The 25,094-nt window shown below is 64.9% G+C and carries 23 protein-coding genes; 10 read left to right on the top strand and 13 right to left on the bottom strand.

Going from position 1 to position 25,094, the window contains the following annotated elements:
- The first annotated feature begins 81 nt into the window (after window positions 1-81).
- Window positions 82-849, top strand: coding sequence for a tRNA pseudouridine(38-40) synthase TruA (gene truA, locus AB3N21_RS01555; protein ID WP_367933564.1), 768 nt, complete (start codon window positions 82-84; stop codon window positions 847-849).
- On the opposite strand, the gene AB3N21_RS01550 is transcribed toward truA, so the two are convergent.
- The 4 genes from AB3N21_RS01550 to AB3N21_RS01535 form a co-directional block, all read right to left on the bottom strand.
- Window positions 850-1,734: a nickel/cobalt transporter gene (locus AB3N21_RS01550; protein WP_367933563.1), complete on the bottom strand. Its 885-nt coding sequence runs from the start codon at window positions 1,732-1,734 to the stop codon at window positions 850-852.
- Window positions 1,719-2,366: a DUF1007 family protein gene (locus AB3N21_RS01545; protein ID WP_367933562.1), complete on the bottom strand. Its 648-nt coding sequence runs from the start codon at window positions 2,364-2,366 to the stop codon at window positions 1,719-1,721. Before AB3N21_RS01545 ends, AB3N21_RS01550 begins: the two co-directional genes overlap by 16 nt.
- Window positions 2,367-2,461: 95 nt before the next feature.
- Window positions 2,462-3,253, bottom strand: a complete 792-nt coding sequence (locus AB3N21_RS01540) for a thioesterase family protein (RefSeq protein ID WP_367933561.1) — start codon at window positions 3,251-3,253, stop codon at window positions 2,462-2,464.
- Window positions 3,254-3,258: 5 nt separating this feature from the next.
- Window positions 3,259-4,494, bottom strand: coding sequence for an acyl-CoA dehydrogenase family protein (locus tag AB3N21_RS01535; protein WP_367933560.1), 1,236 nt, complete (start codon window positions 4,492-4,494; stop codon window positions 3,259-3,261).
- 120 nt (window positions 4,495-4,614) lie between these two features.
- Between AB3N21_RS01535 and AB3N21_RS01530 the strand changes: the two genes are divergently transcribed.
- The gene (locus AB3N21_RS01530) at window positions 4,615-5,550 is read left to right on the top strand and encodes a 2-hydroxyacid dehydrogenase (protein WP_367933559.1); all 936 of its coding nucleotides are present in this window, start codon (window positions 4,615-4,617) and stop codon (window positions 5,548-5,550) included.
- A 4-nt stretch (window positions 5,551-5,554) separates the two neighbouring features.
- On the opposite strand, the gene yghX is transcribed toward AB3N21_RS01530, so the two are convergent.
- The 3 genes from yghX to AB3N21_RS01515 form a co-directional block, all read right to left on the bottom strand.
- Complete coding sequence (yghX, locus tag AB3N21_RS01525) at window positions 5,555-6,463, bottom strand: YghX family hydrolase (RefSeq protein ID WP_367933558.1); 909 nt, start codon at window positions 6,461-6,463, stop codon at window positions 5,555-5,557.
- Between the two features lie 150 nt (window positions 6,464-6,613).
- Window positions 6,614-6,973 (bottom strand): glycine cleavage system protein GcvH, encoded by a 360-nt coding sequence (gene gcvH / locus AB3N21_RS01520; protein WP_367933557.1) that lies wholly within the window; start codon window positions 6,971-6,973, stop codon window positions 6,614-6,616.
- Between the two features lie 88 nt (window positions 6,974-7,061).
- Window positions 7,062-7,418, bottom strand: coding sequence for a hypothetical protein (locus AB3N21_RS01515; protein WP_367933556.1), 357 nt, complete (start codon window positions 7,416-7,418; stop codon window positions 7,062-7,064).
- A 175-nt stretch (window positions 7,419-7,593) separates the two neighbouring features.
- On the opposite strand from AB3N21_RS01515, the gene AB3N21_RS01510 reads away from it, so the two are divergent.
- Together AB3N21_RS01510 and AB3N21_RS01505 are read left to right on the top strand one after the other, a co-directional pair.
- A complete protein-coding gene (locus AB3N21_RS01510; RefSeq protein ID WP_367933555.1) occupies window positions 7,594-8,427 on the top strand; it encodes a bifunctional allantoicase/(S)-ureidoglycine aminohydrolase in 834 nt (277 codons plus the stop codon).
- A gap of 86 nt (window positions 8,428-8,513) precedes the next feature.
- On the top strand, window positions 8,514-8,861 hold the full coding sequence (locus tag AB3N21_RS01505; protein ID WP_367933554.1) for a hypothetical protein: 348 nt from the start codon (window positions 8,514-8,516) through the stop codon (window positions 8,859-8,861).
- 155 nt (window positions 8,862-9,016) lie between these two features.
- Here the strand turns inward: AB3N21_RS01505 and AB3N21_RS01500 are convergent, their stop codons facing one another.
- Both AB3N21_RS01500 and AB3N21_RS01495 read right to left on the bottom strand, forming a co-directional pair.
- A complete protein-coding gene (locus AB3N21_RS01500) occupies window positions 9,017-9,772 on the bottom strand; it encodes a VOC family protein (RefSeq protein WP_367933553.1) in 756 nt (251 codons plus the stop codon).
- Window positions 9,773-9,937: 165 nt separating this feature from the next.
- A complete protein-coding gene (locus AB3N21_RS01495; RefSeq protein ID WP_367933552.1) occupies window positions 9,938-10,396 on the bottom strand; it encodes a rhodanese-like domain-containing protein in 459 nt (152 codons plus the stop codon).
- Between the two features lie 494 nt (window positions 10,397-10,890).
- Here AB3N21_RS01495 and AB3N21_RS01490 point away from each other — a divergent pair, with 494 nt between their 5' ends.
- Together AB3N21_RS01490 and AB3N21_RS01485 are read left to right on the top strand one after the other, a co-directional pair.
- Window positions 10,891-11,214, top strand: coding sequence for a hypothetical protein (locus AB3N21_RS01490; RefSeq protein WP_254446443.1), 324 nt, complete (start codon window positions 10,891-10,893; stop codon window positions 11,212-11,214).
- A gap of 54 nt (window positions 11,215-11,268) precedes the next feature.
- Window positions 11,269-12,258, top strand: a complete 990-nt coding sequence (locus tag AB3N21_RS01485) for a type I glyceraldehyde-3-phosphate dehydrogenase (protein ID WP_367933551.1) — start codon at window positions 11,269-11,271, stop codon at window positions 12,256-12,258.
- A gap of 4 nt (window positions 12,259-12,262) precedes the next feature.
- Here AB3N21_RS01485 and AB3N21_RS01480 read toward each other — a convergent pair whose 3' ends face one another.
- The 3 genes from AB3N21_RS01480 to puuE all read right to left on the bottom strand — a co-directional run bounded on the left by AB3N21_RS01480 (window position 12,263) and on the right by puuE (window position 15,655).
- Window positions 12,263-13,690 carry a nucleobase:cation symporter-2 family protein gene (locus tag AB3N21_RS01480; RefSeq protein ID WP_367933550.1) on the bottom strand — a complete coding sequence of 476 codons (1,428 nt, stop codon included), beginning with the start codon at window positions 13,688-13,690 and terminating at the stop codon, window positions 12,263-12,265.
- A gap of 64 nt (window positions 13,691-13,754) precedes the next feature.
- Window positions 13,755-14,240: an ureidoglycolate lyase gene (locus tag AB3N21_RS01475; protein ID WP_367933549.1), complete on the bottom strand. Its 486-nt coding sequence runs from the start codon at window positions 14,238-14,240 to the stop codon at window positions 13,755-13,757.
- Window positions 14,237-15,655, bottom strand: a complete 1,419-nt coding sequence (puuE, locus tag AB3N21_RS01470; protein ID WP_367933548.1) for an allantoinase PuuE — start codon at window positions 15,653-15,655, stop codon at window positions 14,237-14,239. The genes AB3N21_RS01475 and puuE overlap by 4 nt, the downstream gene beginning before the upstream one ends.
- A 231-nt stretch (window positions 15,656-15,886) precedes the next feature.
- Here puuE and uraH point away from each other — a divergent pair, with 231 nt between their 5' ends.
- Complete coding sequence (uraH, locus tag AB3N21_RS01465) at window positions 15,887-16,243, top strand: hydroxyisourate hydrolase (protein ID WP_367933547.1); 357 nt, start codon at window positions 15,887-15,889, stop codon at window positions 16,241-16,243.
- A gap of 216 nt (window positions 16,244-16,459) precedes the next feature.
- Here uraH and AB3N21_RS01460 read toward each other — a convergent pair whose 3' ends face one another.
- On the bottom strand, window positions 16,460-17,383 hold the full coding sequence (locus tag AB3N21_RS01460) for a LysR family transcriptional regulator (RefSeq protein ID WP_367933546.1): 924 nt from the start codon (window positions 17,381-17,383) through the stop codon (window positions 16,460-16,462).
- Window positions 17,384-17,480: 97 nt separating this feature from the next.
- Between AB3N21_RS01460 and AB3N21_RS01455 the strand changes: the two genes are divergently transcribed.
- From AB3N21_RS01455 to AB3N21_RS01445, 3 genes are all read left to right on the top strand, one after another.
- The gene (locus AB3N21_RS01455) at window positions 17,481-18,710 is read left to right on the top strand and encodes a urate hydroxylase PuuD (RefSeq protein ID WP_367933545.1); all 1,230 of its coding nucleotides are present in this window, start codon (window positions 17,481-17,483) and stop codon (window positions 18,708-18,710) included.
- Window positions 18,711-18,863: 153 nt separating this feature from the next.
- Window positions 18,864-20,669 (top strand): autotransporter assembly complex family protein, encoded by a 1,806-nt coding sequence (locus AB3N21_RS01450; RefSeq protein ID WP_367933544.1) that lies wholly within the window; start codon window positions 18,864-18,866, stop codon window positions 20,667-20,669.
- A gap of 35 nt (window positions 20,670-20,704) precedes the next feature.
- Complete coding sequence (locus AB3N21_RS01445; protein ID WP_367933543.1) at window positions 20,705-25,081, top strand: translocation/assembly module TamB domain-containing protein; 4,377 nt, start codon at window positions 20,705-20,707, stop codon at window positions 25,079-25,081.
- Window positions 25,082-25,094 lie beyond the last annotated feature (13 nt).

Here is a 25,094-nt window from a genome sequence, read left to right as displayed (position 1 = left end):
GGAGTCGCGGCTTGCCGCGGCGGGGGCAGCGCCCCCTTCCAGCGCTGGACTTGCAGGCAGCCACGCGATACCAGCGCCGCCATGCCACGTTATGCGTTGAAAGTCGAATATCAGGGGGCGCCCTTCGCGGGCTGGCAACGGCAGAAGGATCTGCCGTCGGTTCAGGGCGCCATCGAGGATGCGCTGGCGCGCCTCGAACCCGGGGCCCACACAATCGCGGCGGCGGGGCGGACCGATGCGGGCGTGCATGCGCTGGGTCAGGTGGCCCATTGCGATCTGGCCAAGGACTGGGACCCGTTCCGCCTGTCCGAAGCACTGAACTATCACCTGAAACCGCAGCCGGTGGCCATCGTCGCGGCGGCGCAGGTCGCCGAGGACTGGCACGCGCGGTTTTCGGCGGTCGAGCGTCAATACCTGTTCCGCATCCTGATGCGCCGGGCGCCCGCGACCCACGATCAGGGTCAGGTCTGGCGGATCAGTCACCGCCTGGACGCGGCAGCGATGCAACAGGCCGCCGACACACTGATCGGACGGCATGATTTCACCACCTTCCGCTCGTCCATCTGTCAGGCCGCGAGCCCGGTCAAGACGCTGGACGAGTTGCGGGTGGAGGAGGTGGCGGGCTTCTCGGGCCCCGAGATCCACTTCCACGTCCGCGCCCGGTCCTTCCTGCACAATCAGGTGCGCAGCTTTGTCGGCACGCTCGAACGGGTCGGCGCAGGCGCCTGGACGCCGGATGATGTCCGGGACGCGCTGCAAGCGGCGGATCGCGCCGCCTGCGGTCCGGTCTGCCCGCCGCAAGGCCTCTATCTGGCGCGGGTGGGGTATCCGGAACCGGTATTCAACTGATCAGAATGCCCGCAGCAACAGCCCCGTTGCAATGACCGCAATCAGCAGCCCGGCCAGAAGTTCGATCGCCGGGGCCAGAATGACCGCGTAGCGCGCCGCCGAGGCCGAGGCAAACAGCCCGCCGCGCAGCCCCAGAGACGTCCACCCCACCAGCGTAGTGACGGTTGCGGTGCCCAGCGCCATCGCAAAAGCGCCCGCGACCCCGATCAGGGCGATCCCCATCTGCCAGGTGAGGATCAACACGAACAGGGCCCCAGTACAGGGCCGCGCCGCGATGCTGGCGATCAGCACGACCGCCTCGCGCACCGAGCTTACCCGCGCAACATCCTCCGGCGCCGGCCCATGGGCGTGTCCGCAGCTTGAGCAGACCTCGGCATGATCGGGGCTATCGGTCCGCGCCGCGAACCCGCGCAGCGCCCGGACCATCAGCCAGATGCCGATGGCCGCGATTGCGCCGTAGCTGACCGGCGCCATCACCTGCTCGGTTGTCTCCACCAGCCGGGCGCGGGACAGCTCAAAGATCAGAACACCCGCATAAACCAGCACCACCGCCGTTACCGCCTGGCCGAGGCTGGACAGCAGGCTGATCAGCGTCAGGCGCAGAAACGGCACCCGCCGCCCCAGCCCGTAGCCGCCGATCAGCACCTTGCCGTGGCCCGGCCCGATGGCATGAAAGAACCCGTAGGCGAAACAGACCGACATCAACAGCGCCACCGCCTCGGGCTGCCCGGCCCGCACCGCACGCAGGGCGCGGGCGATCTGGTTCTGGAACTCGCGCTGCTCGCCTGCGGCCCAAAGTGCCAGTTGATCGAACCCGCCGCTGGCCCACAGCCAAAGCAACAGGGTAAAAGCCAGCGCGACCGGAACGATCAGGAACCGGGACATGAAATGCGGATCTCGGTGGCGAATTCGACGCCGATCAGGGGAATGTCGTTCTCTTCCAAGTCGGCATTGGCGTCGATCGTCAGCAGAAAGGCCTGCATCTCGGCCAGACGCGCGTCGATATCCGGCTCGATCCGTTCCAGCGCGCAGGACACCGGCCCCGACACGACGACCGGGCGGGCGACCTCATAGGCCGTGTAATAGCTCTCGTCATAGGCCTTGACCGACAGGTCGCTGGCGATGACCGGCTCCGCCGTCACCTCCCGCAGATGCGTCGTCACGATCCGGCCCGCTTCGACGGTGGCGGTCGGCTCCTGCGGGCCCGAGAGCGGCACGCGCAGGCCTTCATTCGCGACCACCAGATCGCCGTCATAGCCCTCGACCCATTGCGCATCGAACCCGGCGAGAGCCTTGACCTCCTCCCCGGTCAGAACCCCGTCGCCGTCCTGGTCGAGCCCCATGTCTTCGAGGATCAGCAGCGAGTAGAACTCGTCATAGGCCCAAGTCACCCGAACATGGGTCAGCCGGGCCTCATCGTCGAAGATCAGCTCGAACCCGGTGTCGATGAAGACATGCGGGTGGGCCACGGCCGAGAGGGGCAGGCAACAGGTCGCGAGGATGGGCAAGATGCGCATGGGGTGAAGATAAGCCGCGCAATCCGGATCGGCAATCGCAACCGGAGTATTGGCCGCAGAATCCCGCCGGTCCACAGACCCTTGCGCCGGGTCATCTAGCGCTTGAGCGGATGCAGAACCAGCGTCTGCAGGGCGGTGGCCACCGGCCCTCTGGTGTCATGCAGGATCGACTGCGACATCCCCACCCCGGTGCCGTGCCAATGCGACGCCGATTCCGACGCCAGCCAATTGCTTTCCGGCTCACGATGCACCTGCAGCGTCAGGTCGGTGTTCATGAAGCCCAGCCGCGTGGGCGGCTCGTTCCACGAGATCCCGTTGCCGCAATCGGCCAGCGCGCACATGGACTGGATCGGGGACGGCACCTCATCGGCCAGCAGGGGCGGCACCCGCATCCAGATGGTCTTGGGGCCGGGTTTCAGCTCCTGCCCCTTGGGATAGGCCATCTCAATGAAGTTCCCGAAGGCCGGTTTGTCATGCAGGCTGCCGATCAGCAGTGTCTCACCCTGTTCGGCATCCTCGAACCGCAGAGGCGTCACCGGCGCGGTCGGCACCTCGCCCAGCTCCTTGCGAGTCAGATGCATCGAGGTTGCGGCGATGCATAAGGTCCCGTCGAGGTCATGCACCTCAACCTTCGTGGTGGCCAGCGTCCTTGTGTTGCGGACGGTCTCGGACCTGACCCGCAGCCCGGCCAGAGGTAGCGGGCGCAGCACATCCAACGTCAGCCGGGTCAACATCTTGTCGGGGCCAACAGCGGCCTCGGCCGCACGCGCCACAAGACCAGTCACCGGCCCGGCATGGCAATGATCCACAGACCACGGGCCCCGCGCCGGATCGTTGCCCAGAAACAGCCCGTCCCGGGTTTCGGTGAAATAGGCCAGCCCGGTCATGCGCCTCAGACCTTCTCCTGCGTGTGTTTCTTCAACTCGGCCCGGGCCACCTGACGGCGGTGCACCGCATCGGGCCCATCGGCCAGCCGCAACGTGCGCACATGGGTCCAGGCGATGGCCAGCGGCGTGTCCTGACTGACACCCTGCCCGCCGAACATCTGCACCGCCTCGTCGATGACCTTCAGCGCCACGCGCGGCGCCACCACCTTGATCTGGCTGATCCAGGGCGCTGCTGCCCGCGCATCGCCCTGATCCATGTACCACGCGGCCTTGAGGCACAGCAGGCGGGCCATCTCGATCTCCATCCGGCACTCGGCGATGATGTCGTAATTCGCCCCCAACTGCGCCAGCTTCTTACCGAACGCCTCGCGCTGCATCGCGCGTTTGCACATGCGTTCCAGCGCGATCTCGGCCTGACCGATGGCGCGCATGCAATGATGGATGCGCCCCGGCCCCAGACGCCCCTGCGCGATCTCGAACCCGCGCCCCTCGCCCAGCAGGATGTTCTCAGCAGGCACGCGCACATCCGTGAACCGGATATGCATGTGCCCGTGCGGGGCGTCGTCGTGGCCATAAACCTCCATCGGGCGCAGCACCTCGATGCCCGGAGTATCGGCGGGCACCACGATCATCGACTGGCGCTTGTGCTTGGGCAGCTCCTCGCCGCCCGTCTTGACCATCACGATATAGACCTTGCAGCGCGGATCACCCGCGCCGGACGACCACCATTTCTCACCATTCAGAACATACTCATCCCCGTCCCGCACACAGGACATCGAGATATTGGTGGCGTCCGAGCTGGCCACATCCGGTTCGGTCATCAAATAGGCCGAGCGGATCTGACCCTCCAGAAGCGGCTTCAACCACTCGTCCTTCATCTTCTCCGAGCCGTAGCGTTCGAATACTTCCATATTGCCGGTATCGGGCGCCGAGCAGTTGAAGACCTCGGCCCCCAGCGGCGTCTTGCCCATCTCTTCGGCGAAATAGGCGTACTCGACCGTCGTCAGCCCGAACCCCTTGTCGCTGTCGGTCAGCCAGAAATTCCACAGCCCCTGCGCCTTGGCCCTCGCCTTCAACCCCTCAAGGATCTCCGTCTGCCGCTCGGTATATTGCCAGCGGTCCCCCTTGCCGATCTCGGCCTGGTATTCCTCCTCCAACGGCATGATCTCATCCCGCACCATCGCGGCCACCCGGTCGAGCAATTTGCGGTTCTCGTCCCGCATTCCGAAAGTCATGTTCATGAAAACGTCTCCCTTGCCCGCCGAACAGGGCTTTACCTTGGGCAAAAGGATGACTTAGCTGCGCCGGTAAAGTCCAGTTGCGTGACGGAACGTAACGCAGGGAATATGAGGGAGGGTCCAGTGGCATTACTGATCGATGGCGGGCTGTCGGGATGGATGACCGACGCAGAGATCGCGGGTCAGGTGCGCACGCAACTGCCCGGTGCGGATGTGCGCACACCGGATACGCTTGGCAACGTGGATGAGATCACCATGGTCGCGGTGGTCACGCTGCGCGACGGCCAACCCGCGAAGCTGCCGAACCTGCAACTGGTGCAAAAGCTGGGGGCAGGCGTCGAGACCATCGTGAAGCATCCGGCCCTGCCCGACCATGTCCGGGTCGCGCGGCTGAAACCCGATGCCCCGGCGCGCGAGATTGCCGAATGGTTCCTCGCCTACATCCTGCGCGCCCACCGCAACATGCCGGTTCACGAGGCTGAACAGGCGACATCAACCTGGACCCCGGTCGAGCCGCGCTACACCCCCGACACGGTGATTGGCGTTCTTGGGTTGGGCCATATCGGCGGCCGCACCGCGCGAATGCTACGGGATATCGGGTTTCAGGTGAAGGGCTGGAGCCGATCCCCCAAGGACATTGACGGCGTTGACTGCCGCCACGGTTACGACAGCCTGCCGGACCTGCTGGGCGCATGCGATCATGTCTGTGCGATCCTGCCGTCCACCCCGGAAACCGTGGGCCTGTTCAACGCGAACCTGCTCTCGGCCATGAAACCGGGCAACCAGTTGTTGAACGCGGGCCGCGGCGATCTGATCGACGAAACGGCACTGATGCAGGCGCTCGATGCCGGGACACCGGGCCATGCGGTGCTCGACGTGGTCAGCCAGGAGCCGCTGCCCGCCGACAACCCGCTCTGGTCGCACCCGCAGGTCACCATCACCCCGCATGTCTCGGGCTGGCATCTGGGCGACGCGCTCAAAGACGTGGCCGAGAACTACCGCCGGCTGACCGCAGGCGAGCCGCTGCTGCACGAGGTCGACCGCGCGCGCGGGTACTGATCCCTCAGCTCAGGTGACGGCCGAAGAAATCCATCGTCCGGGCCCAGGCGAGTTCCGCCGCCGCCGCGTCATAGCGGGGCGTGGTGTCGTTGTGGAACCCGTGGTTCACCTCGGGATAGAAATGTACCGAGAACGCTTTCTGGTTTGCCTTCAGCGCCTCGGAATAGGCGGGCCAGCCCGCATTGATGCGGTCGTCCAGCCCGGCATAGTGGATCATCAGCGGCGCCTCGATTGACGGCACATCTTCGGCCACCGGTTGCCGACCGTAGAATGGCACCGAACCGGCGAGATCGGGATAGGCGACCGCCAACGCGTTGCAGACCCCGCCGCCATAGCAGAACCCGACCGCCCCGACCTTGCCGGTCGACCCGTCATGGTCGCGCAGGAATTCGAACGCGGTAAAGAAATCCTCCATCAGCTTGCCGCCATCCAGCGTTTTCTGCATCGCGCGGCCTTCATCGTCGGTGCCGGGATACCCGCCAAGCGGCGTCAGCCCGTCCGGCCCAAAGGCCAGATACCCGGCCTTGGCGCAGCGGCGGACGACGTCCTCGATATAGGGGTTCAGCCCCCGGTTCTCGTGCACCACGAGTATGGCGGGCAGCGGTCCGGTCTGCCCCGCGGGCCGAGCCATCAGCCCCTTGATCTGCCCATGCCCGTTCGGGCTGTCGAACTCGGCGATTTCCGTTTCGATTTCGGGATCGTCCGGCGCCACCTGCTGGGCCAGCGCATAATCGGGCTGCAACTGCTCCAGCAGCATCGCCCCTGTCACCCCGGCAGCAGCATACCGCCCTGCCTGCGTGATGAATTCCCGTTTGGACAATGTTCCATGCACATAGCCGTCAAAGATTTCCAGAATGCGCTGGTCAAAGTCGCTCGCCGATTTCCGGCGCCCGGTGCGAGGATTCCCGTCCATGGTCAATCTCCCTGTTGCCCGTCAATTCTACCACGGGACGGCCGGAAACAGGGTAAATAATGCGGGAAGCAGGGGCAGTGGTCACTCAATGCCGCCCACCCGAAAACGGCAGGCCGCCGCCATGCCCGGCAGCGGCCGCTTCATCAAAACTCAGCCGATGAAATCGTTGTACCCGGCCTCGTCCATGTAGTCGTCCATCTGCGACAGGTCCGAGGCCTTGACCTTGAAGAACCACGCATCCCCCGTCGGGTCTTCATTGACCATGCCGGGGTTGTCGACCAGCACCTCGTTCACCTCGACGATCTCCCCGTCGAGCGGCGCCAGAATGTCCGAGGCCGCCTTGACCGACTCGATCACCACGATCTCGTCATCCTTGCTGACCTCGTCGCCCACATCCGGCAGTTCCACGAACACCACATCGCCCAATTGCTCGGCGGCATGGGCGGTGATCCCCACAGTCACCACATCGCCATCGGCCACCAGCCATTCGTGTTCCTCGGTATACTTCATGTCCCTCTTCCCCTTGGACTTCGCATTGATCTTTTGTGTTCAGCGGCAGCGGGCCACACGTTCCGGTCCCGCCCCCTGTACCGCAGGCTCAGGGCGTCAGCACCCAATTGCCGCTGGCATCCCGGCACCGGCGGGTGCGCACCTGGTTCGAGGCGTCGGCCCCTTTGGGCAGGATAAAGTGCTGAAGATGGGCGCAATTGTCCCGCATCTCACGCACCCGCACCGTGCCCTTGGCGCCGGTCGCCTCGTTCTGCCACTCCGCCTCCTGGCCCGCACTCGGCGCTCCGTCGGCAAACAGCGAATTCGAAGCCGCGTTCACCATCTCGAAATCCGCCGGGCTCAACCCCATTTCCGCGATGATTCGCGACAACGGCTTGGCCTCGGCCATAACAGCGGCCCCGGCCAGTGCCGACGCCGCCAAAACCGCAGTTATCAACCTTTTCATGACTGCCTCACCCATCTGAAATCCATTTACCGTCAAGGTTATACTGCCTGCCCCGGCTTATCCAAGCCCCGCACCGCAATCTTCAAATTATCCCGAACAAACCTATCCGGGCCTCGCCGCTAGGACCGCCCCGCCTTTGCCCCCATAGTGCCCCGGAAACGACAAGAGGCATCCGATGGCACATCCGACCTATTTCGCGCCCACCGGCGGGCATCCGGGGCAGGACCAACTGCTGACCGACCGCGCCATGTTCACAGAAGGCTATGCGGTGATCCCCAAGGGAACCATGCGCGATATCGTGACCAGCGCCCTGCCCTTCTGGGCCGGCACCCGGCTCTGGGTGCTGTCGCGCCCGCTCAGCGGATTTGCCGAGACGTTTTCGCAATATATCATGGAGGTGCAGCCCGGCGGCGGCAGCGACCGCCCCGAGACCGACCCGGCCGCCGAGGGCGTGCTGTTCGTCGTCGAGGGCGCGGTGACCCTGACCCTTGGCGGTGCGGACCATGTGCTGGAACCCGGCGGCTACGCCTATATCCCGGCGGGCAGCGACTGGAGCCTGCACAACCGCGCCGGTCCCGTGGCCCGCTTCCACTGGATCCGCAAGGCCTATGAGGCGGTGCCCGGCCTGGCCGCCCCCGACCCGATCATCACCAACGAACGCGACGTCGCCCCCATCCCGATGCCCGGCACCGAGGGCCGCTGGGCCACCACCCGCTTTGCCGATCCCGAAGACCTGCGCCACGACATGCATGTCAACATCGTCACCTTCGAGCCCGGCGGCGTGATCCCCTTTGCCGAGACCCACGTGATGGAACACGGGCTCTACGTGCTCGAAGGCAAGGCCGTCTACCGCCTCAATCAGGACTGGGTCGAGGTCGAGGCCGGCGACTACATGTGGCTCCGCGCCTTCTGCCCGCAGGCCTGCTACGCGGGCGGCCCGGGCCGGTTCCGCTACCTGCTCTACAAGGACGTGAACCGCCATATGCCGCTGTCGCTGGCGGGGCGGTGAACAGGCCCCCCAAGCTGCGGTGCGCCGAGTTGAGGGTTAAACCAGAGCCGACTTTGGGAAACCTCGAATCCTTGATAGGTCAAGCTATGGAGATCAAGGATCCAGACGAAAAGGCAGAGGCCCGAGCGGTCGGAATCTGGCTTGCCCGGGGTTTTGTCCTCACGCTGATCGGAGGTGTTCTTTGGGCCTTTCCAATTGGAAATCAGTGGGTTCGGTTTCTGGCAGCGGTCGTTGCGGTCGTCCTGACCATCCTTGCGTTTTCACTCGCAAGCCTGTCCGCAACGATAACCAGAAACATCGTTGGAAGACTCCTCAAACTTCACGCGCACCCGCGGATAGTATTCGGCATGGGGTTGGCCATCCTGGCCTGTTACATAGCTCTCATGATGGCGGTTTTTCTCTTTGGGACGTCCCTGTTCCCGGGCACCCCGTAATTCCACTCAAAGCTTACAGCCACGCCCTGAGCGCTACGGCGGCGTTCAAGTCAACGGATCGGAGGGGACGCAGAGGTCAGTTCGCCCGGATCGATTGCGGCGTGCGCTTCTCTCGCAAGAACCGGCTTCAACCGGGACCTCCAATCAGCAGATCGTCACTTCGCGACGAGATACGAAAGAACGCCGTTTGAATCCCTGACCAAAGCATTGCCGTTTTCGCTCGACACGTCTTCGCTTTGCCAGATGACGGACCCGTCCATCTCTCGCACCCGGTGCAGCGCGTCGGAAAGCTGCTCAACGCGGATGCTGGGGATCCATGACGCGTTCTGATCGAATTGACATTCAACCGCGGATCGAAACCCAACCTGCAGTCCCGCACGGCTGATCGACTGGGTGGCTTTCTCCGCACATTCTGATGGCAGGATGCTCCATTCGAACAGAGTGCGATAAAACTCCTCGGGATATTCGCCCACCCGCACGTGATAGGCTTCAGTGCCGAACTGTCTTTTCGGCGCAGGAAAGCCGTGCCGGGACAGGGAAATACCGGCAAGAGCTCCGTTCGGATCGCGCAAGAGGCAGTTGCGCCCCACACCCGGAACCTCGAACGGGGCTTTCTCGACAATGCCACCCAGGCCAACGGCCGTCTCGGCGGCTGAATCGACATCCTGCACTTCGACATAAGGAATCCAGCCGTGGAATTGCGCGCTATCGTTCTGCACGAATCCGGCCCCGGCCTCATCACTGCAAAGCGCCAGAATGAAGTCTCTCTCACCCCCGCCCCAGGCGAAATCCGTTGCGTGTTCGATCACATAGTGCCAGCCGGCAACCTTCTCATAGAATGATCGGGACCGGAGCGGATTGTCGGTGAACAGATCGTGCCAAACGATCCGGCCTGTCTTGTCTGAGGTCATCGCGTTTTCCCAAGGAACGCAGGATGGCTAACGTTCATCCGCTTTGCGTTCGTTGACCTGGGTCAATGATACCGGACACGGCGGAACGCAGCGGCCTCGCGCTCCCAGGAAGGCCGCCCGACATGGACGCCCCACGTCAGTGACGCGGCATCCAACCGCTCGCCGCTAGTCCTGCATCCACGGCAGACCCTCCGCCTTCCATCCGCTGATCTTGCCGCGATGGCCGCTCTCGTCTTTCTCACCCTCGAACCCGCTGCGAATATTGGTGCAATGCAGGTTTATCCCGCGAGACTGCATCTGCCGCGAAAACTCCTGCACCGCCATGAATGACCGATCACCGGTGCGGCACAGAAAGAAAAAGCGTTCGGGCATTTCCCCGATAAGCATTTCTTCCAGATCGGACAGAAACCCGAGGTTCGGGGCCATCTGCGGCCAAATCTTCCACTCCACACACAAAAGGCGGCGGTCGATCGAGGTCAGATCCGGCTTGCCGGAAAAGGACCATTCGGGCCGCGAACGGACGTCGACGACCACGGCGCTGCCTTGCGTTTTCAACCCGGCCCACGCCTCTTGCGGGGATACTTCATCAACAACACTGTTTTGAATTCCAAGCTTCGAAGACATTCCAGACTCCACCACTAATCTGCATTGCGCCTCGACATAGAGGGGGTATTCTGACCTACAAGCGACCTCACTTAACGGCTCCCGTCAACGTGATCACCCCGATAGGTCGAGCGCTTTTTCGCGACTTGACTATGTGAATTGAATTGCGGCTCCGAAAGCCGTCGGAGCCGCAGATTTCTTACCAAAAAACATGTTCGGATCAGCACTTTATTCGGTGATCACCGATACTAATAAACCAGAAGGCAATCCGCATTGCGCTTCTTGAAATCAGAATATCTGCTCCCCCGAACACGCGCGAATAAAATGAAATTGAGGTCACGTTTTTGTCTTTGAATAATTCCATGAGGGTCGGTGTTCCATCTCCTTGCCGCCTGAGCTGTCCCGCCACTCCACCAAGGCGCCCTTCGGAACACACCTGTCTACCGGGGCTTCTCAGACACCCCTTAATTTGTTCAAATCACTCCAATGGTTCGAGTCATTCGGGAAGTCACATTATGAAAACACGTAACGCATTTGCGGCACTGGCCGCCGTAACCGTCATCGCCATGCTCGGGGCAACCGTCGCCGCCGCGCAGGATCAGACCCGCACGGTTCACGTCCTCAGCCGCACCTGGGCGGTGACGCAGGTTTCCGAGGAACCGGTGATCTACCGCGCCACGCGCGACCGCAACAACCTCAACCCGTATGGGCCCCCGGCACGTCTGCGCACCACGCAGGCCATCGCCGCCATCCAAAAGGCCACCGGCTGCCGGGTGATCCGGTCCAGCATGTATCAGAACATCTCGGGCCAGTTCTTCTCGCAGGTCAGCTGCGGCTAACGCGAGCGGGAAACGGGCATTGAGGTCCCCCATCCCTCCTGCCATAGCTTGGCCATGAAACTCGCGATCAACGGATTCGGCCGCATCGGCCGCACGATCCTGCGGCAGCTTCTGGCCCTGCCGCAGGGCTCGGATGTCGAGCTGGTGCAGATCAACGACATCGCCCCGCTCGAAACCTGCGCCTATCTGTTCAAATACGACAGCACCTTTGGCCCTTATCCGGGCACGGTTCAAGCCGGGGACGAGGCGCTGGAAATCAATGGCCACACCATCCCGATGACCCACAGCCCCGACATGACCCGCGTGGATTTGTCCGGAATCGACGTGCTGCTCGACTGCACCGGGATCGCACGCAGCTCGGACGTGGCCAGCCGAGGCCTGACGGCGGGCGCAAGCAAAGTGCTGATCTCGGGCCCGTCCCCGGCGGCTGAGGTGACCATCGTGCTGGGCGCCAACGAGGATCAGCTGGGCAATGCCCGCATCGTCTCGAACGCGTCGTGCACCACCAATGGGCTGGCGCCGCTGGTCAAGGTGATCGACGGGATCGCGGGCATCGCCTCGGCCCACATGACCACGATCCATTGCTACACCAACAGCCAGCCGATGGTGGACGCCCCGCGCGGCGATCTCGCCCGCTCGCGCGCCGGCGCGCTGTCGATGGTGCCGACCACTTCCAGCGCCACCCACCTGATCGACACGGTACTGCCGCATCTGGCGGGCCGCATCTCCGGCGCCGCCGTGCGGGTGCCAACCGCCAGCGTGTCAGCGGTGGACCTGATCGTGCAACTGGAACGCGGCATGAGCGCCGAGAGCTTCGACACCGCGCTCCGCGATGCGGTAACCGCCTCTCCGGTTCTCGGCTGGACCGATCAGCCGCTGGTCTCCTCCGACCTGCGCACCCGCCCCGAGTCGCTGGTCATCGCCGGGCCGGAAACCCGCATGGTGGGCGAGAACCAGGTGCGGGTCTTCGGCTGGTACGACAATGAATGGGGGTTCTCGGCCCGCATGCTCGACGTCGCGCGCCTGATGGCACCGGACGTCTGAGGCGCTACCGCCCCGGCAAACTGCCCGAACCGTGACCGGCCATGCCGCCCGAGACCTCCTCGGTCGACTCATCCGCCAACTCCTCAGGCAGGACCAGGTTCAGCACGATGGCAATCAGCGCCGCAGGCAACAGACCGCTGGTCATCAGAATGCGCACGGTGTCGGGCAAATGCTGCACCGCGCCGGGCTCAAGCTGCAAACCCAGACCGATGGAGAGCGAAATGGCGAAGATCACCATGTTCCGCCGGTTCCAGTTCACATCCGACAGCATCGAGATACCGGCCGCCACCACCATGCCGAACATCACGATCACGCCGCCGCCCAGCACCTCGATGGGCACGGTGCGGATGATCGCACCAACCTTGGGCACCAGCCCGCACAGGATCAGGAACAGCGCGCCACAGGTCACCACATGGCGGCTCATCACCCCGGTCATGGCGATCAGGCCGACATTCTGGCTGAACGAGGTGTTCGGGAACGCCCCGAACAGGCCCGCGACAGCCGAACCCACACCATCCGCATAGGTCGCCCCCGCGATCTCGGTATCGGTGGCCTCGCGCCCCGCGCCACCCTTGGTGATACCCGAGACATCGCCCACGGTCTCGACCGCCGACACGAACGCCATCAGGCAGAACCCGATCACCGCCGCAGCCGAGAACTCGAACCCGTATTTGAACGGCACCGGCAGAGCGAACGCGGCGGCCCGGCCCCAACTGCTGCCGATGGCCTCAAAGGTCACCATGCCCACCATCAACGCATAGATGTAGCCGACGACCAGCCCGATCAGCACCGCCGAGACCGACAGCATCCCCTTGGTGAAGAACTTCAGCCCCAGCGTCGCCAGCACCACCACCAGCGCCGCCGACCAGTTGAGCAATGAGCCATATTCCGGCGTCCCGATCGCAGGCACGCCACCCGCGGCATACTGGATGCCCACCTTGACCAGCGCCAGACCGATCATGGTGACCACCAGCCCGGTCACCAGCGGCGGCAACGCGAAGCGGATCTTGCCGATCACCGCGCCGAGGCAGGCGTGAAACAGCCCGCCGATAATGACGCCCCCGAACAGCGCGCCCAGCGCATCGACACCCTTGCCCGCAACCAGCGGGATCATGATCGGCAGAAAGGCAAAGCTCGTGCCCTGCACGATAGGCAGCGCGGCGCCCACCGGCCCCACCGTGATGGTCTGCAACAGCGTGGCGACACCGGCAAACAGCATCGACATCTGGATCAGGTACAAAAGCTCCGGGAAATCCGGCGAGTTCGAGCCGAACCCGAACCCTGCGGCCCCCGCCACGATGATGGCGGGCGTCACGTTGGAAACGAACATCGCCAGTACATGCTGGATACCCAGCGGCACCGCCTTGTGCAGCGCAGGTGTGTAATTCGGATCGCGGAGCTGTTCCGGCGTTCCTATCGAAGTGTCGGCCATGATCTCACTGTCCTCCCTGTTGGATCTCATGGGGGTCTTGCCGCTTATTGCCCGGCGGCTTCATCTATTCGGCCACAACCTCATAAGGGTCGTCGAACCAAAACTCTTCCAGATTGGCGCCGCCACCGATCCGGTCCACCACCGCGAACAGGCCCGGCCCGTGCAGCGGCGTTAGCACCCCGTGCCAGGTGCCGCGATGATAGTTCACGACCTGCCCCGCTTCGGTGACAAAGGCGCGCGGGCGGCCCGGCCTGCCATCCTCATCCGGCGCCACGATCACCAGAAACGGCTGATGCGTCATCGGGATGAAGGCCTGGCTGCCCTCGGGGTGCCGCTCGACCATATCCAGCCGATAAGGCAGCACGCGCGGATTGGCGTTGAACAGGCTGATCCCGGCGCGGCCCTCGGCGAAATCCAGCGACGCGCGGTCGTGATAGCGGCCACACTGCCCCTGATTGATGATCTTGTCTGGCTCCCCGGCACAGTCGATCAGGTCTCCGTAAGGCGCAAAACCCGCCGCCGAGATCGGCTCAACGACAATCCGGCTCATGACGGCAGCAGGTCGCGCAATCGAAACGCGGCGATACGCTCGACCTGACGACAGGCCTCGGCAAATTCCGTGTCGCGGTCCTGATCGATCCGGCGCTGGAACGCGGCAAGGATCGAGGCCTTGTCATGATCCCGCACCGCGATGATGAAGGGAAAACCGAACTTCTCCGTGTAACGCTGATTAAGCGCGGTGAATGCCTCCCGCTCCTCATCCGTCAGCGCGTCGAGCCCGGCTGAGGCCTGCTCGGACGTACTCTCGGCCGTCAGCCGCTTTGCCTGCGCCAGCTTGCCCGCCAGATCCGGATGCGCAGTCAGCACGCCCAGCCGTTCGTCCCCGGAGGCCGACCGGAACATGCGCGCCAGCGCATTGTGCAACCCGCCAGCGGTGTCATGCGCGGGTCCGAGTTCCAATTCATAAGCCCGTTCGGCAATCCAGGCGGAATGCTCAAACACACCGCCATAGGCCGCCACAAACGCATCCCTGTCCATCTGCGACGGGCGCGGATGAGCAACCGGCGGATGCTCCGCCGCCCAATGCTCGGCAATCTGCAGCCGCGTGGCGAACCACACGTCCTGATGCCCCTGCGCATAGTCGAGAAAGCGCTTCAGCGCCATCACCCGCCCCGGACGCCCGATCAGGCGGCAATGCAGCCCAACCGACATCATCTTCGGCGCCCCCGCCTCGCCCTCGGCATAAAGCCCGTCGAACGTGTCCTTGAGATAGGCATAGAACTGATCGCCCGAGTTGAACCCCTGCGGCGTGGCAAAGCGCATGTCGTTGCAGTCGAGCGTGTAAGGCACGATCAACTGATCCCGCCCGCCCATCTGCACCCAAAAGGGCAGATCGTCCGCATAGGTATCGGCGATATAGTCGAACCCGCCCTCCTCGGCGGCCAGCCGCACCGTGTTGACAGAGCAGCGCCCGGTATACCAGCCGCGCGGGCGCTCCCCGACAACCTCGGTATGCAGCCGGATCGCCTCGTCCATATCGGCGCGTTCGTCCGCCTCGGCGGCGTCCTTGTACTCGATCCATTTCAGCCCGTGGGACGCGATCTCCCATCCGGCCTCCTTCATCGCCGCCACCTGATCCGGAGACCGCGCCAGCGCCGAGGCGACGCCGTAGACGGTGACGGGAATATCCTTCATCAGCCGGTGCAGCCGCCAGAACCCCGCCCGCGCGCCGTATTCATAGATAGATTCCATGTTCCAGTGCCGCTGACCGGGCCATTGCGCCGCGCCCACAATCTCGGACAGGAACGCCTCGGATGCCGCATCGCCATGCAGGATGCAGTTCTCGCCCCCCTCTTCATAGTTCAGCACGATCTGCACGGCGATCCTGGCACCGTTCGGCCAGCGCGCCTGCGGCGGCTGGGCGCCATAACCGATCATGTCGCGGGGATAGCGGGGGGGCTGCATGGTGGTGTCCGTCTCCGGGGTTGATGTGGTCCTGACGAGCAATAGCGCGTTTCGGACCGAAAGATTTTCAAATCAAACAGAACGCTGTTTCCGATTCTTCTTATAATCCCATAGAAACAGGACGCTCGGCTGAGAGTTTCAAAAACTTCCTGAGACTGTGTCAAATGGTTCGCGTTTGCCAAGCCGCGCCGCTTGCGGCACATCTGATGGCCAAGGCAGGAGGATTGGACCATGGCAGGATATCTGACGACCCACGTTCTGGACACCGCAACCGGCTTGCCCGCCGCGGGGATGAAGATCGTGCTCTATCGGCTCGAAGGCGAGAACCGGACCAAGCTGGCCGAGCGGGTGACCAACGACGACGGGCGAACCGACACCCCAATCCTGCCACAGGACGCGTTCCAAACCGGAGAATACGAGCTGGTGTTCTTCGCCGGGGACTACCTGCGCGCCGGGCCGCTGGATGCACCCGAGCCGCTGTTCCTCGACCAGATCCCCATCCGCTTCGGCATGTCGGACGCCGAGGCGCATTACCACGTGCCCCTGCTGCTCTCGCCCTACGGCTATTCCACTTACCGAGGCAGCTGAACCGGGCCAACAGGGGCTCCCGCCCGTCGGACTGGCCTGAAAGGCCAGCCTCCCGTTGGGCCCGGCGCCGCGCCTTGCAGGCGCGGCGGGGTTGCGCCCACGCTCATCGTACCGCCCTATGGAGCAGCCCCCGCCGGGCCCGTCAGGGCCCGGCGCCCGGCCCAACGCTGTACGGCGCCCGCAAGGCGCAAACAGAGGCGGGAGCGCCCCGGCCCCTCAGCCCGCCTGCTTTTCCGCCTCGCGCACGGACACGCCGATGCGGGCGGTCATGAACTCCATGAACAGCCGCGTTTTCGGGTCCTGATGCCTGCGATGTGTATAAAGACACGCCATCTGCACCGGCACCGGCGGTGTCTGCGTGGCCACCGGCACCAGGCTCCCGGATTTCAGATGCGCTGCGATCTCGAACACCGGCTTCAGCACGATGCCCTGCCCCGACAGCGCCCAATCCGTCAGCACGTCTCCGTCGTCGCATTCGAACTGGCCCGAGACCGCAAAGCGTTTCGGCCCGTCCGCCGTCTGCAACACCCACTGGAACTCGGTCGCGCCGGGAAAGCGCAGGTTTAGGCACTCGTGACCATCGGCGATCAGTGCCTCCCCCGACTCGGGCATGCCCCGCCGTTCGACATAACCCGGCGCCGCGCACAGCACCCGCTGGCAATCGGCGATCTTGCGGATGCGCAGGGTACTGTCCTCGGGCTGGCCGATGAAGAACGCCAGATCCAGCCCCTCGGTCGTCAGATCCACCGAGCGGTCTGTCAGCCGCAACCGCACGTCGATCTCGGGATATTCCGCCAGAAACTCCGGCACTTGCGGCGCCAGCAACCGCCGCCCGACCCCGAAGGGGGCCGCCACGAACAGCGAGCCGCGCGGCGCCTCGGTCAGGTGCATCACCTTGGCCTCGGCGTCATCCACCGCCTCAAGCACCGCCACCGCGCCGGGATAAAAGGCCTGCCCCTGCTCGGTCGGCGTCAGGTTGCGCGTGGTACGTTGGAACAGCCGCACGCTCAGATGATCCTCAAGCTGCGAAATGCGCGCCGAGGTCACCGCCGGCGAGATCCGCAGATCGCGCCCGGCGGCGGACATGCTGCCCAGCTCGTAGACCCGGACAAAGGTGCGTATGTTGTCGAGATAGGACATCTTTTCGGAAATTTTTGATACAGCTTGGCAATATACGGGAATACCGAAGAAAACCCAGCTTGCCTAGTGTGGCGCCAATCAAGCGGAGACTGCCCCTATGTACGACCTTGCCGCCTTCTGGGACTGGATCGCCTTTGCGGTGCGCTGGCTGCACGTGATCACGGCGATCGCCTGGATCGGATCGTCCTTCTATTTCATCGCGCTGGACCTGGGCCTGCGCCAAGCCCCCGATCTGCCGCCCGGTGCTCATGGCGAGGAATGGCAGGTGCATGGCGGCGGCTTCTATCACATCCGCAAATACCTGGTGGCGCCCGAGCAGATGCCCGAGCATCTGACCTGGTTCAAATGGGAGAGCTATGCGACCTGGCTGAGCGGCGCCGCGCTTTTGATGATCGTCTACTGGGTGGGCGGCGAACTCTATCTGATCGACGCTTCCAAGGCCGATCTGGCGCTGTGGCAGGGCATCCTGATCTCGGCCGCTTCGCTGACCATCGGCTGGCTGGTCTACGACTTCCTGTGCAAATCGGGCCTGGGCGAACGCCCGACCCTGCTGATGGTGCTGCTCTTCGTGCTGCTGGTCATCATGGGCTGGGGCTACAACCAGATCTTCACCGGCCGCGCCATGATGCTGCATCTGGGTGCCTTCACCGCGACGATCATGACCGCAAACGTGTTCTTCATCATCATGCCGAACCAGCGCGTCGTGGTCGACGACCTCAAGGCCGGGCGCACGCCCGACCCGAAATACGGCAAGATTGCCAAGCTGCGCTCGACCCACAACAACTACCTGACGCTGCCGGTGGTGTTCCTGATGCTCTCCAACCACTACCCGCTGGCCTTCGCCACCGAGTACAACTGGATCATCGCCAGCCTCGTCTTCCTGATGGGCGTGACCATCCGGCACTATTTCAACTCGATGCACGCCCGCACCGGCAACCCCACCTGGACCTGGCTGGCCACCGCACTGCTGTTTCTCGCCATCATCTGGCTGTCCACGGCGCCGATGCACCAGACCCTGGAAGAGGCCGAGGCGCAGCCCCTGACCGCTTACGAACAGCGCTATGCCGCAGCCCCCGGCTTTTCCGAGGCGCATGACGTGGTGCTGGGCCGCTGCTCGATGTGCCACGCGCGCGAGCCGGTGTGGGAAGGCATGCTCTGGGCGCCCAAGGGCGTGCTCCTGGAAACCGAGGCCGACGTTGCCCGCAACGCGCAGGCGATCTATCTGCAGGCCGGCATCAGCCACGCGATGCCACCCGCCAACGTGACCTTCATGGAACCCGAAGACCGCGCCGCCATCATCCGATGGTTCCGGGGCGCAAACGGCTGACCGCTGCGGCCCCCCACCTGACCCCGTGACCCAAGATAGGCGCCAAGGCTCTTTTCATCCCGGCGCCCGGATGATCTAACTGACGGATATTGAGCCGCGAGTCAGTTGCGCGGCAGCGGATATTCGCGAGTTGGGGCAGTTTGGAGCCGTGCCATGACATCGAAAAGGCCGTGGAATGCCTTGAAGCGCGGGCTGTTCATAATCTGCGTTCTGGCATTGGCTGACTCGGCAGGCGCACTGGAAACAACCCTGTCCACGCCCGGCGCATCCAGCGACCTGCGGGACCGGATCGCCGAGACCTCCTCGGTCCTGACCGCCGAGGCGCGCGGCCTCGAAACCCCGCTCGAACTGTTGTCGGCGTCGCTCTCCGATTACCGGACACTGGTGCAGATCCTCTATGACGAAGGGTATTTCAGCCCGGTCGTCAGCATCCGCCTCGACGGGCGCGAGGCCGCCAATATCGACCCGCTCAACTCACCCGCGCAGGTGAACCGGATCGACATCGCGGTACAGACCGGCCCGGCCTTCCGTTTCGGCACCGCCCGGATTGCACCGCTGGCACGCGGCACCGAGCTTCCGGACGGGTTTGCCCGTGGCGCCCCCGCCAATACCAGCATCATTCAGGACGCCGCGCGCGCCGGAGTGCTGGGCTGGAAGAATGTGGGCCACGCCAAGGCCGATATCGGCGACCAGAGGATCACCGCCCGCCACAGCCAGGCGACGCTGGACACCGATATCGAGCTTCTGCCGGGTCCAAAACTGACCTTCGGCAGGATGTTCATACAGGGCGACAGCGACGTGCGCGCCCGGTCCATCGAACGCATCGCGGGCTTTCCCACGGGCGAGGTCTATTCGCCGGACAAGGTGCAACGGGTGGGCACCCGCCTGCGCCGGACCGGCACGTTCAGCGTGGTTTCGCTGCAGGAACGCGAAACCCCCAACCCCGACGGCTCGCTGGATTTCGATGCCACCTTCGAGGACATGCCCAAAAGGCGGTTCACCTTCGGGGTCGAAATCTCATCGCGCGAGGGGCTGGATGTCAGCACCACGTGGCTGCACCGCAATCTCTTTGGCGGTGCCGAACGGCTGCGGTTCGAGGCTAGCATACGCAATATCGGCGGGACCGAGGATATCGACGGCCGCATCGGTCTGCGTCTGGATCAGCCCGACCGGCTGGGACCGGATGACAGCACCTTCTACGTCGCCGAGATCGAGCGCCGCAACCGCACCCATTACAACGTCACCCGCGCCGCACTGGGCTATGGTGCGCGCCGCACCTTTTCCGACCGGCTCTATGCCGAGGCATCGGTGGCCTTCGCCTACGCGGATGCCGACGACGCCTATGGCGAGGGGCGCAAGTTCCGCTACCTGGTGTTGCCGCTGCGCTCGGAATGGGATGAGCGCGACAGCAAGGTCAGCGCCACGCGCGGCTTCTACCTGGACGCGCAGGCACAGCCGTTCCTTGGCCTCTCCGACAGCGACTCGGGCCTGCGCCTCTATCTGGACGGGCGCGGCTATTGGGATATCGGCACCGCCGGGCGACTGGTTCTGGCCGGGCGGGTGCAGGTCGGCTCGGTCATCGGACCATCGGCGGACAATGTCAGCCCCGATTTCCTGTTCTTCTCGGGCGGCGCCGGAACCGTGCGCGGTCAGGCCTTCGAAAGCCTCGGCATCCCCGTGAACGGCCAGACCGCCGGCGGGCGCTCGTTTCTCGGCCTCTCTGCCGAGGTACGCGGCCGCGTGACCGATGCGCTGTCGCTGGTGGGGTTCTATGACTACGGCGCGGTGGACAGCTCCTCGTTCGTCAGCGGCGATTCCGCCCATCATTCCGGCGCCGGTCTGGGCGTCCGCTACGATCTGGGCGGCTTCGGCCCGCTGCGCTTCGATCTGGCCTATCCGGTGCAGGGCCCGGATGATGACGGGCTGCAATTCTATATCGGCATAGGACAGGCCTTCTGATGCGGCGCGCGGCTCTCCCCCTTGTGATGGTCGCCATGACCGGAGCCTTTCCGGCAGGCGTGCAAGCGCAGGACAGCGGCGGCCTGCTGGTCGATTTCCTCGAAAGCAACCTGTCGGGCGAAAACCGCAACATCAAGGTGCGCGGGCTGTCCGGCGCGCTCAGCTCGCAGGCCACCATCGAGCAGATCACCGTGGCCGATGACGAGGGCATCTGGCTGACCATCAACAACGCGGAACTGGACTGGAACCGTCTCGGTCTGCTGCGCGGGCGGTTCTCGGTCAACGCGCTGACGGCCGAGGAAATCCTGATCGACCGCCCCCCCGGCGTGACCACGACCGACGAACCGCTGCCGACGCCCGAGGCACAGCCGTTCCAGCTGCCCGAACTGCCGGTGGCGGTCGAACTGGGCGAGATCCGGGTGGACAGGCTGGCGCTTGGCGAGCCGCTGATCGGCCTGGCCGCCGAACTGGAGGTCAACGGCGCCCTGTCGCTGGCCGATGGCGCGCTGGATACCGATCTGGGCGTGACCCGTCTGGACCGCCCCGGCGACGCGATCACGCTCAAGGCCCAGTTCCAGAACGAAGGCAGCCAGATCGGGCTCGATCTGCAAGTGGCCGAGGATTCCGGCGGCCTGATCTCGACGGCCCTGAAGCTGCCCGGCCAGCCACCGCTGCTGCTGTCGGCCAAGGGATCCGGGCCGATCACCGATTTCACCGCCGACATTTCGCTGATCAGCGAGGATACCGAGCGGGTCACCGGTCAGGTCCGCCTGCGCGAGGCCGAAATCCCCGGCGGCGAAACCGCCGCCAAGGGCATCGCCTTCACCGCCGATCTGGGCGGCGATGTCACCCCGTTCCTGACGCAGGAGTTCGTCCCCTTCTTCGGCGTCCGCACCCGGCTCTATCTCGACGGGCGCAGCGACCCGGACGGCCGGCTGGAGGTCTCCGCGTTCGAGGTCACCTCGAACGCCCTGCGGCTGAAAGGCGAACTGGCGCTCGCAGCTAACGGCGATCTGGAAAAGGCCGCGCTGCAGGGCCGTATCCTGCCCCCGGATGGCAAGCGTGTGGTGCTGCCGGCGGGCGACGGAAACACTACACTGGCGGCGGCACAGGTCTCGGCGCTCTTCGACCAGACAAACGGCAATATCTGGGACCTCAGCCTGACTGCCGACGGGCTTGAAACGCCAAACCTGCAACTGGACCGGGCCCGGCTGACCGCGCAAGGGGTACTGGAACAGGGCGCAACTCCCCAGCTCGAGGGCGACCTGCAATCGGTGCTCGACGGGCTCGTCTTTGCCGACCCGGCCCTGAACCAGGCGGTCGGTCGCCGCATCACGCTCGACGGGCTGTTCGGCCTGCGCCAGGACAACGCGCTAGAGCTTTCCGGCTTCGAACTGGTGGGCTCGGACTATACGATCAGCGCCGATGCCGTGATCGACGGGCTGAACAGCGGCTTCGACATGGATGGCACTGTGGCGCTGCTGGCCTCGGACCTGTTCCGCTTTTCCGGCCTCGCGCAGATGGATCTGGCCGGGGCCGTGTCGGCGGAACTGACCGGCAGCGGCGCGCCACTGGGCGGCAGCTTCGACGGCCAGCTCTCGGTCCAAGGCCGCGATCTGGCCACCGGGCGCGCCGATATCGACCCGCTGATCACCGGCGAAACCACGATCTTTCTGGACGCAGTCCGCGACGAACAGGGCCTGACCATCCGCAAGGCGACGCTCGACGGCACCGCCCTCAAGGCCGAGGCCTCGGCCAAGGCGTCCAGCCCCGCTGGCGTCCTGACGCTGGACGGCTCCGCCAAGGTCGACGCGCCGGATCTGGCGGTTTTCTCGGCACTGGCCGGGCAGGATCTGGGCGGCACCCTTCAGGCCTCGGTCGAGGGCAAGGGTGCGGTCGAGACGCTGGAATTCGACGCCCAGGCCGAGATCACCGGACGCGACCTGAAAACCGGCATGGCCGAGATCGACCCGCTGATTTCGGGCCGCACCACCATCTCGCTCGACGCCGCCCGGACGCCCACACGAATCATCCTGCGCAAGGCGATCCTCAACGGCACCGCACTCAATGCCGATGTGGCCGCAACCGTGACCGACCCCGAAGGCTCCCCCTCGGTCGAAGGCCGCGCCACAATCGACGCGCCCGACCTGTCGCCGTTCTCGGCGCTCGCCGGGCAGGATCTGGGCGGCGCCATTCAGGCCTCGGTCGAAGGCAAGGGCACGGTCGAGACGCTGGAATTCGACGCCCGGGCCGAAATCACCGGACGCGACCTGAGAACCGGCATGGTCGAGATCGACCCGCTGATCTCGGGCCGCACCACCATCTCGCTCGACGCCGCCCGAACGGCCACCCAGATCATCCTGCGCAAGGCCATCCTCAACGGCACCGCGCTCAAGGCTGATGTGGCCGCAACCGTGACCGACCCCGAAGGCTCCCCCTCGGTCGAAGGCCGCGCCAAGATCGACGCCCCCGACCTGTCGCTGTTCTCCGCACTGGCGGGGCGCGAACTGGGCGGCGCCGTCAGCGCCGATGCGGATGGGCGCGGCGCGGTCGAAGGGCGGGTCTTCGACCTGCGCCTGAACATGGATGCCACCGACCTGCAAAGCGGTCTCGCCCAAGTCGACCGCCTGATCGAAGGCCACACGACACTCACACTCGATGCCGCCAACGATCAAAGCGGGCTGAATGTCCGCAATTTCGCCCTGAACGGCGCCGCGCTGACGGCGCAGGCGCGCGGTTTGCTGAGCCAACAGGAGGGCGTGCTGAACTTCTCTGCCGCGCTGGATGAGCTGTCGCGCATTTCAACCAGTGTCTCGGGACCGCTGCAACTCACCGGCAACGTCTCGCCCACCAGATCCGGGTACGAGGGCGATCTGCGCCTCGAAGGCCCCGACAGCTCCTACGCCAATCTGGTGGGACACGTGAACACCGATGGCACCGCCGATCTGGATTTCGACGCCCGGATGGACCGTTTGGAACGCTTCGTGCCCGATTTTCCCGGGACCATCACCGCCACCGGCAACGCCAAGCGAAATGACGGCATCTGGACCATCGACACCAGCGCCAGGGGCCCTGCCGAGATCGACACCACCGTGGGCGGCACCTTCGACGAGGGCACAGGCGAGGCCGATGTGACGGCAAAGGGCACGATCAACCTCGGGGTGGCGAACAAATACATCTCGCCCAACAAGATCGGCGGCACCGCCCGCTTCGATCTCGCCCTGCGCGGCACACCCGGTCTGGATGCGGTCAGCGGCACGATCACCACCTCGGGAACGGCGATGGCCATCCCCGGCGCGGGGCAGACCATCGAGGGGATCGGCGGCACCGTCACGCTGGCAAACAGCCGGGCCACTATCGCGCTGAACGGCGGGCTGCGCGCAGGCGGCGGGTTCACGGTCGCCGGTCCGGTCGACCTGACGCCGCCCTTCAACGGCCAGATCACCACCACGCTGAACGAGCTGATCCTGACCGACCAGATCCTCTACGAAACCTCGCTCAACGGCCAGATCGTGATGTCCGGCCCGCTGGCGGGCAACAGCACGCTGGCAGGGCAGATCCGCTTCGGCGAAACCAATATCAACCTCGCCGCCGCCACCGGCGCGGTCGGCGCTGCCCCGATCCCGCCGATCCGCCATGTAGGTGAGCCCCGTCCGGTCTATGTCACGCGTGAGCGGGCCAAGCTGGTCGACACCGGCAACGGCAAGGGCAAACAGTCGCGGATCGCGCTGGATATTTCGCTGCTGGCGCCACAGCAGGTCTTCGTGCGCGGGCGCGGCCTGAATGCCGAACTGGGCGGAAACATTCGCATCCGCGGCACCACCGCCGCGGTCGTACCTTCGGGCCAGATCGAGCTGATCCGCGGTGTCTTCAACATTCTGGGCCGCAGGCTGGACCTGACCCGGGGCACCGTCACGCTACAGGGCGACCTGACGCCCTATGTCGATTTCGCCTCGACCAACAGCACCTCGGAAGGCACCGCCACGATCTCCATCGAAGGTCCTCTGGACGGCCCCGAGGTTAAGGTAACCTCCGACCCCGAACGCCCGTCGGAAGAGGCGCTGGCCCTCCTGCTCTTCGGCAACCAGTTCACCGAGCTTTCGCCCTTCGTCATCGCCCAGATGGCCGCGTCACTAGCGCAGCTCAGCGGCGTGGGCGGGGATTCGACCAAGGGTCTGCGCGACTCCACCGGCGCCGACACCATTGACGTCGGCGCGGATTCGGGCGGCGCGGGCCGGCTCGGTGCCGGGGCCTATCTGGGCGAGAACCTCTACACCGATTTCACCGTCAACACCCAGGGCGATACCGAGGTGAACCTGAACCTGGACGTGACCGACAATTTCACCCTCAAGGGCACCGTGGACGGAACCGGCAGCACGGGTCTGGGCATCTTCTTCGAGCGGGATTACTGACAGGCCACGGGTG

This window comes from Ruegeria sp. (assembly GCF_040830605.1).
GTDB lineage: Bacteria > Pseudomonadota > Alphaproteobacteria > Rhodobacterales > Rhodobacteraceae > Ruegeria.
Note: the sequence above shows the minus strand (reverse complement) of the source record. Positions and strands in the feature narration are given on the sequence as shown.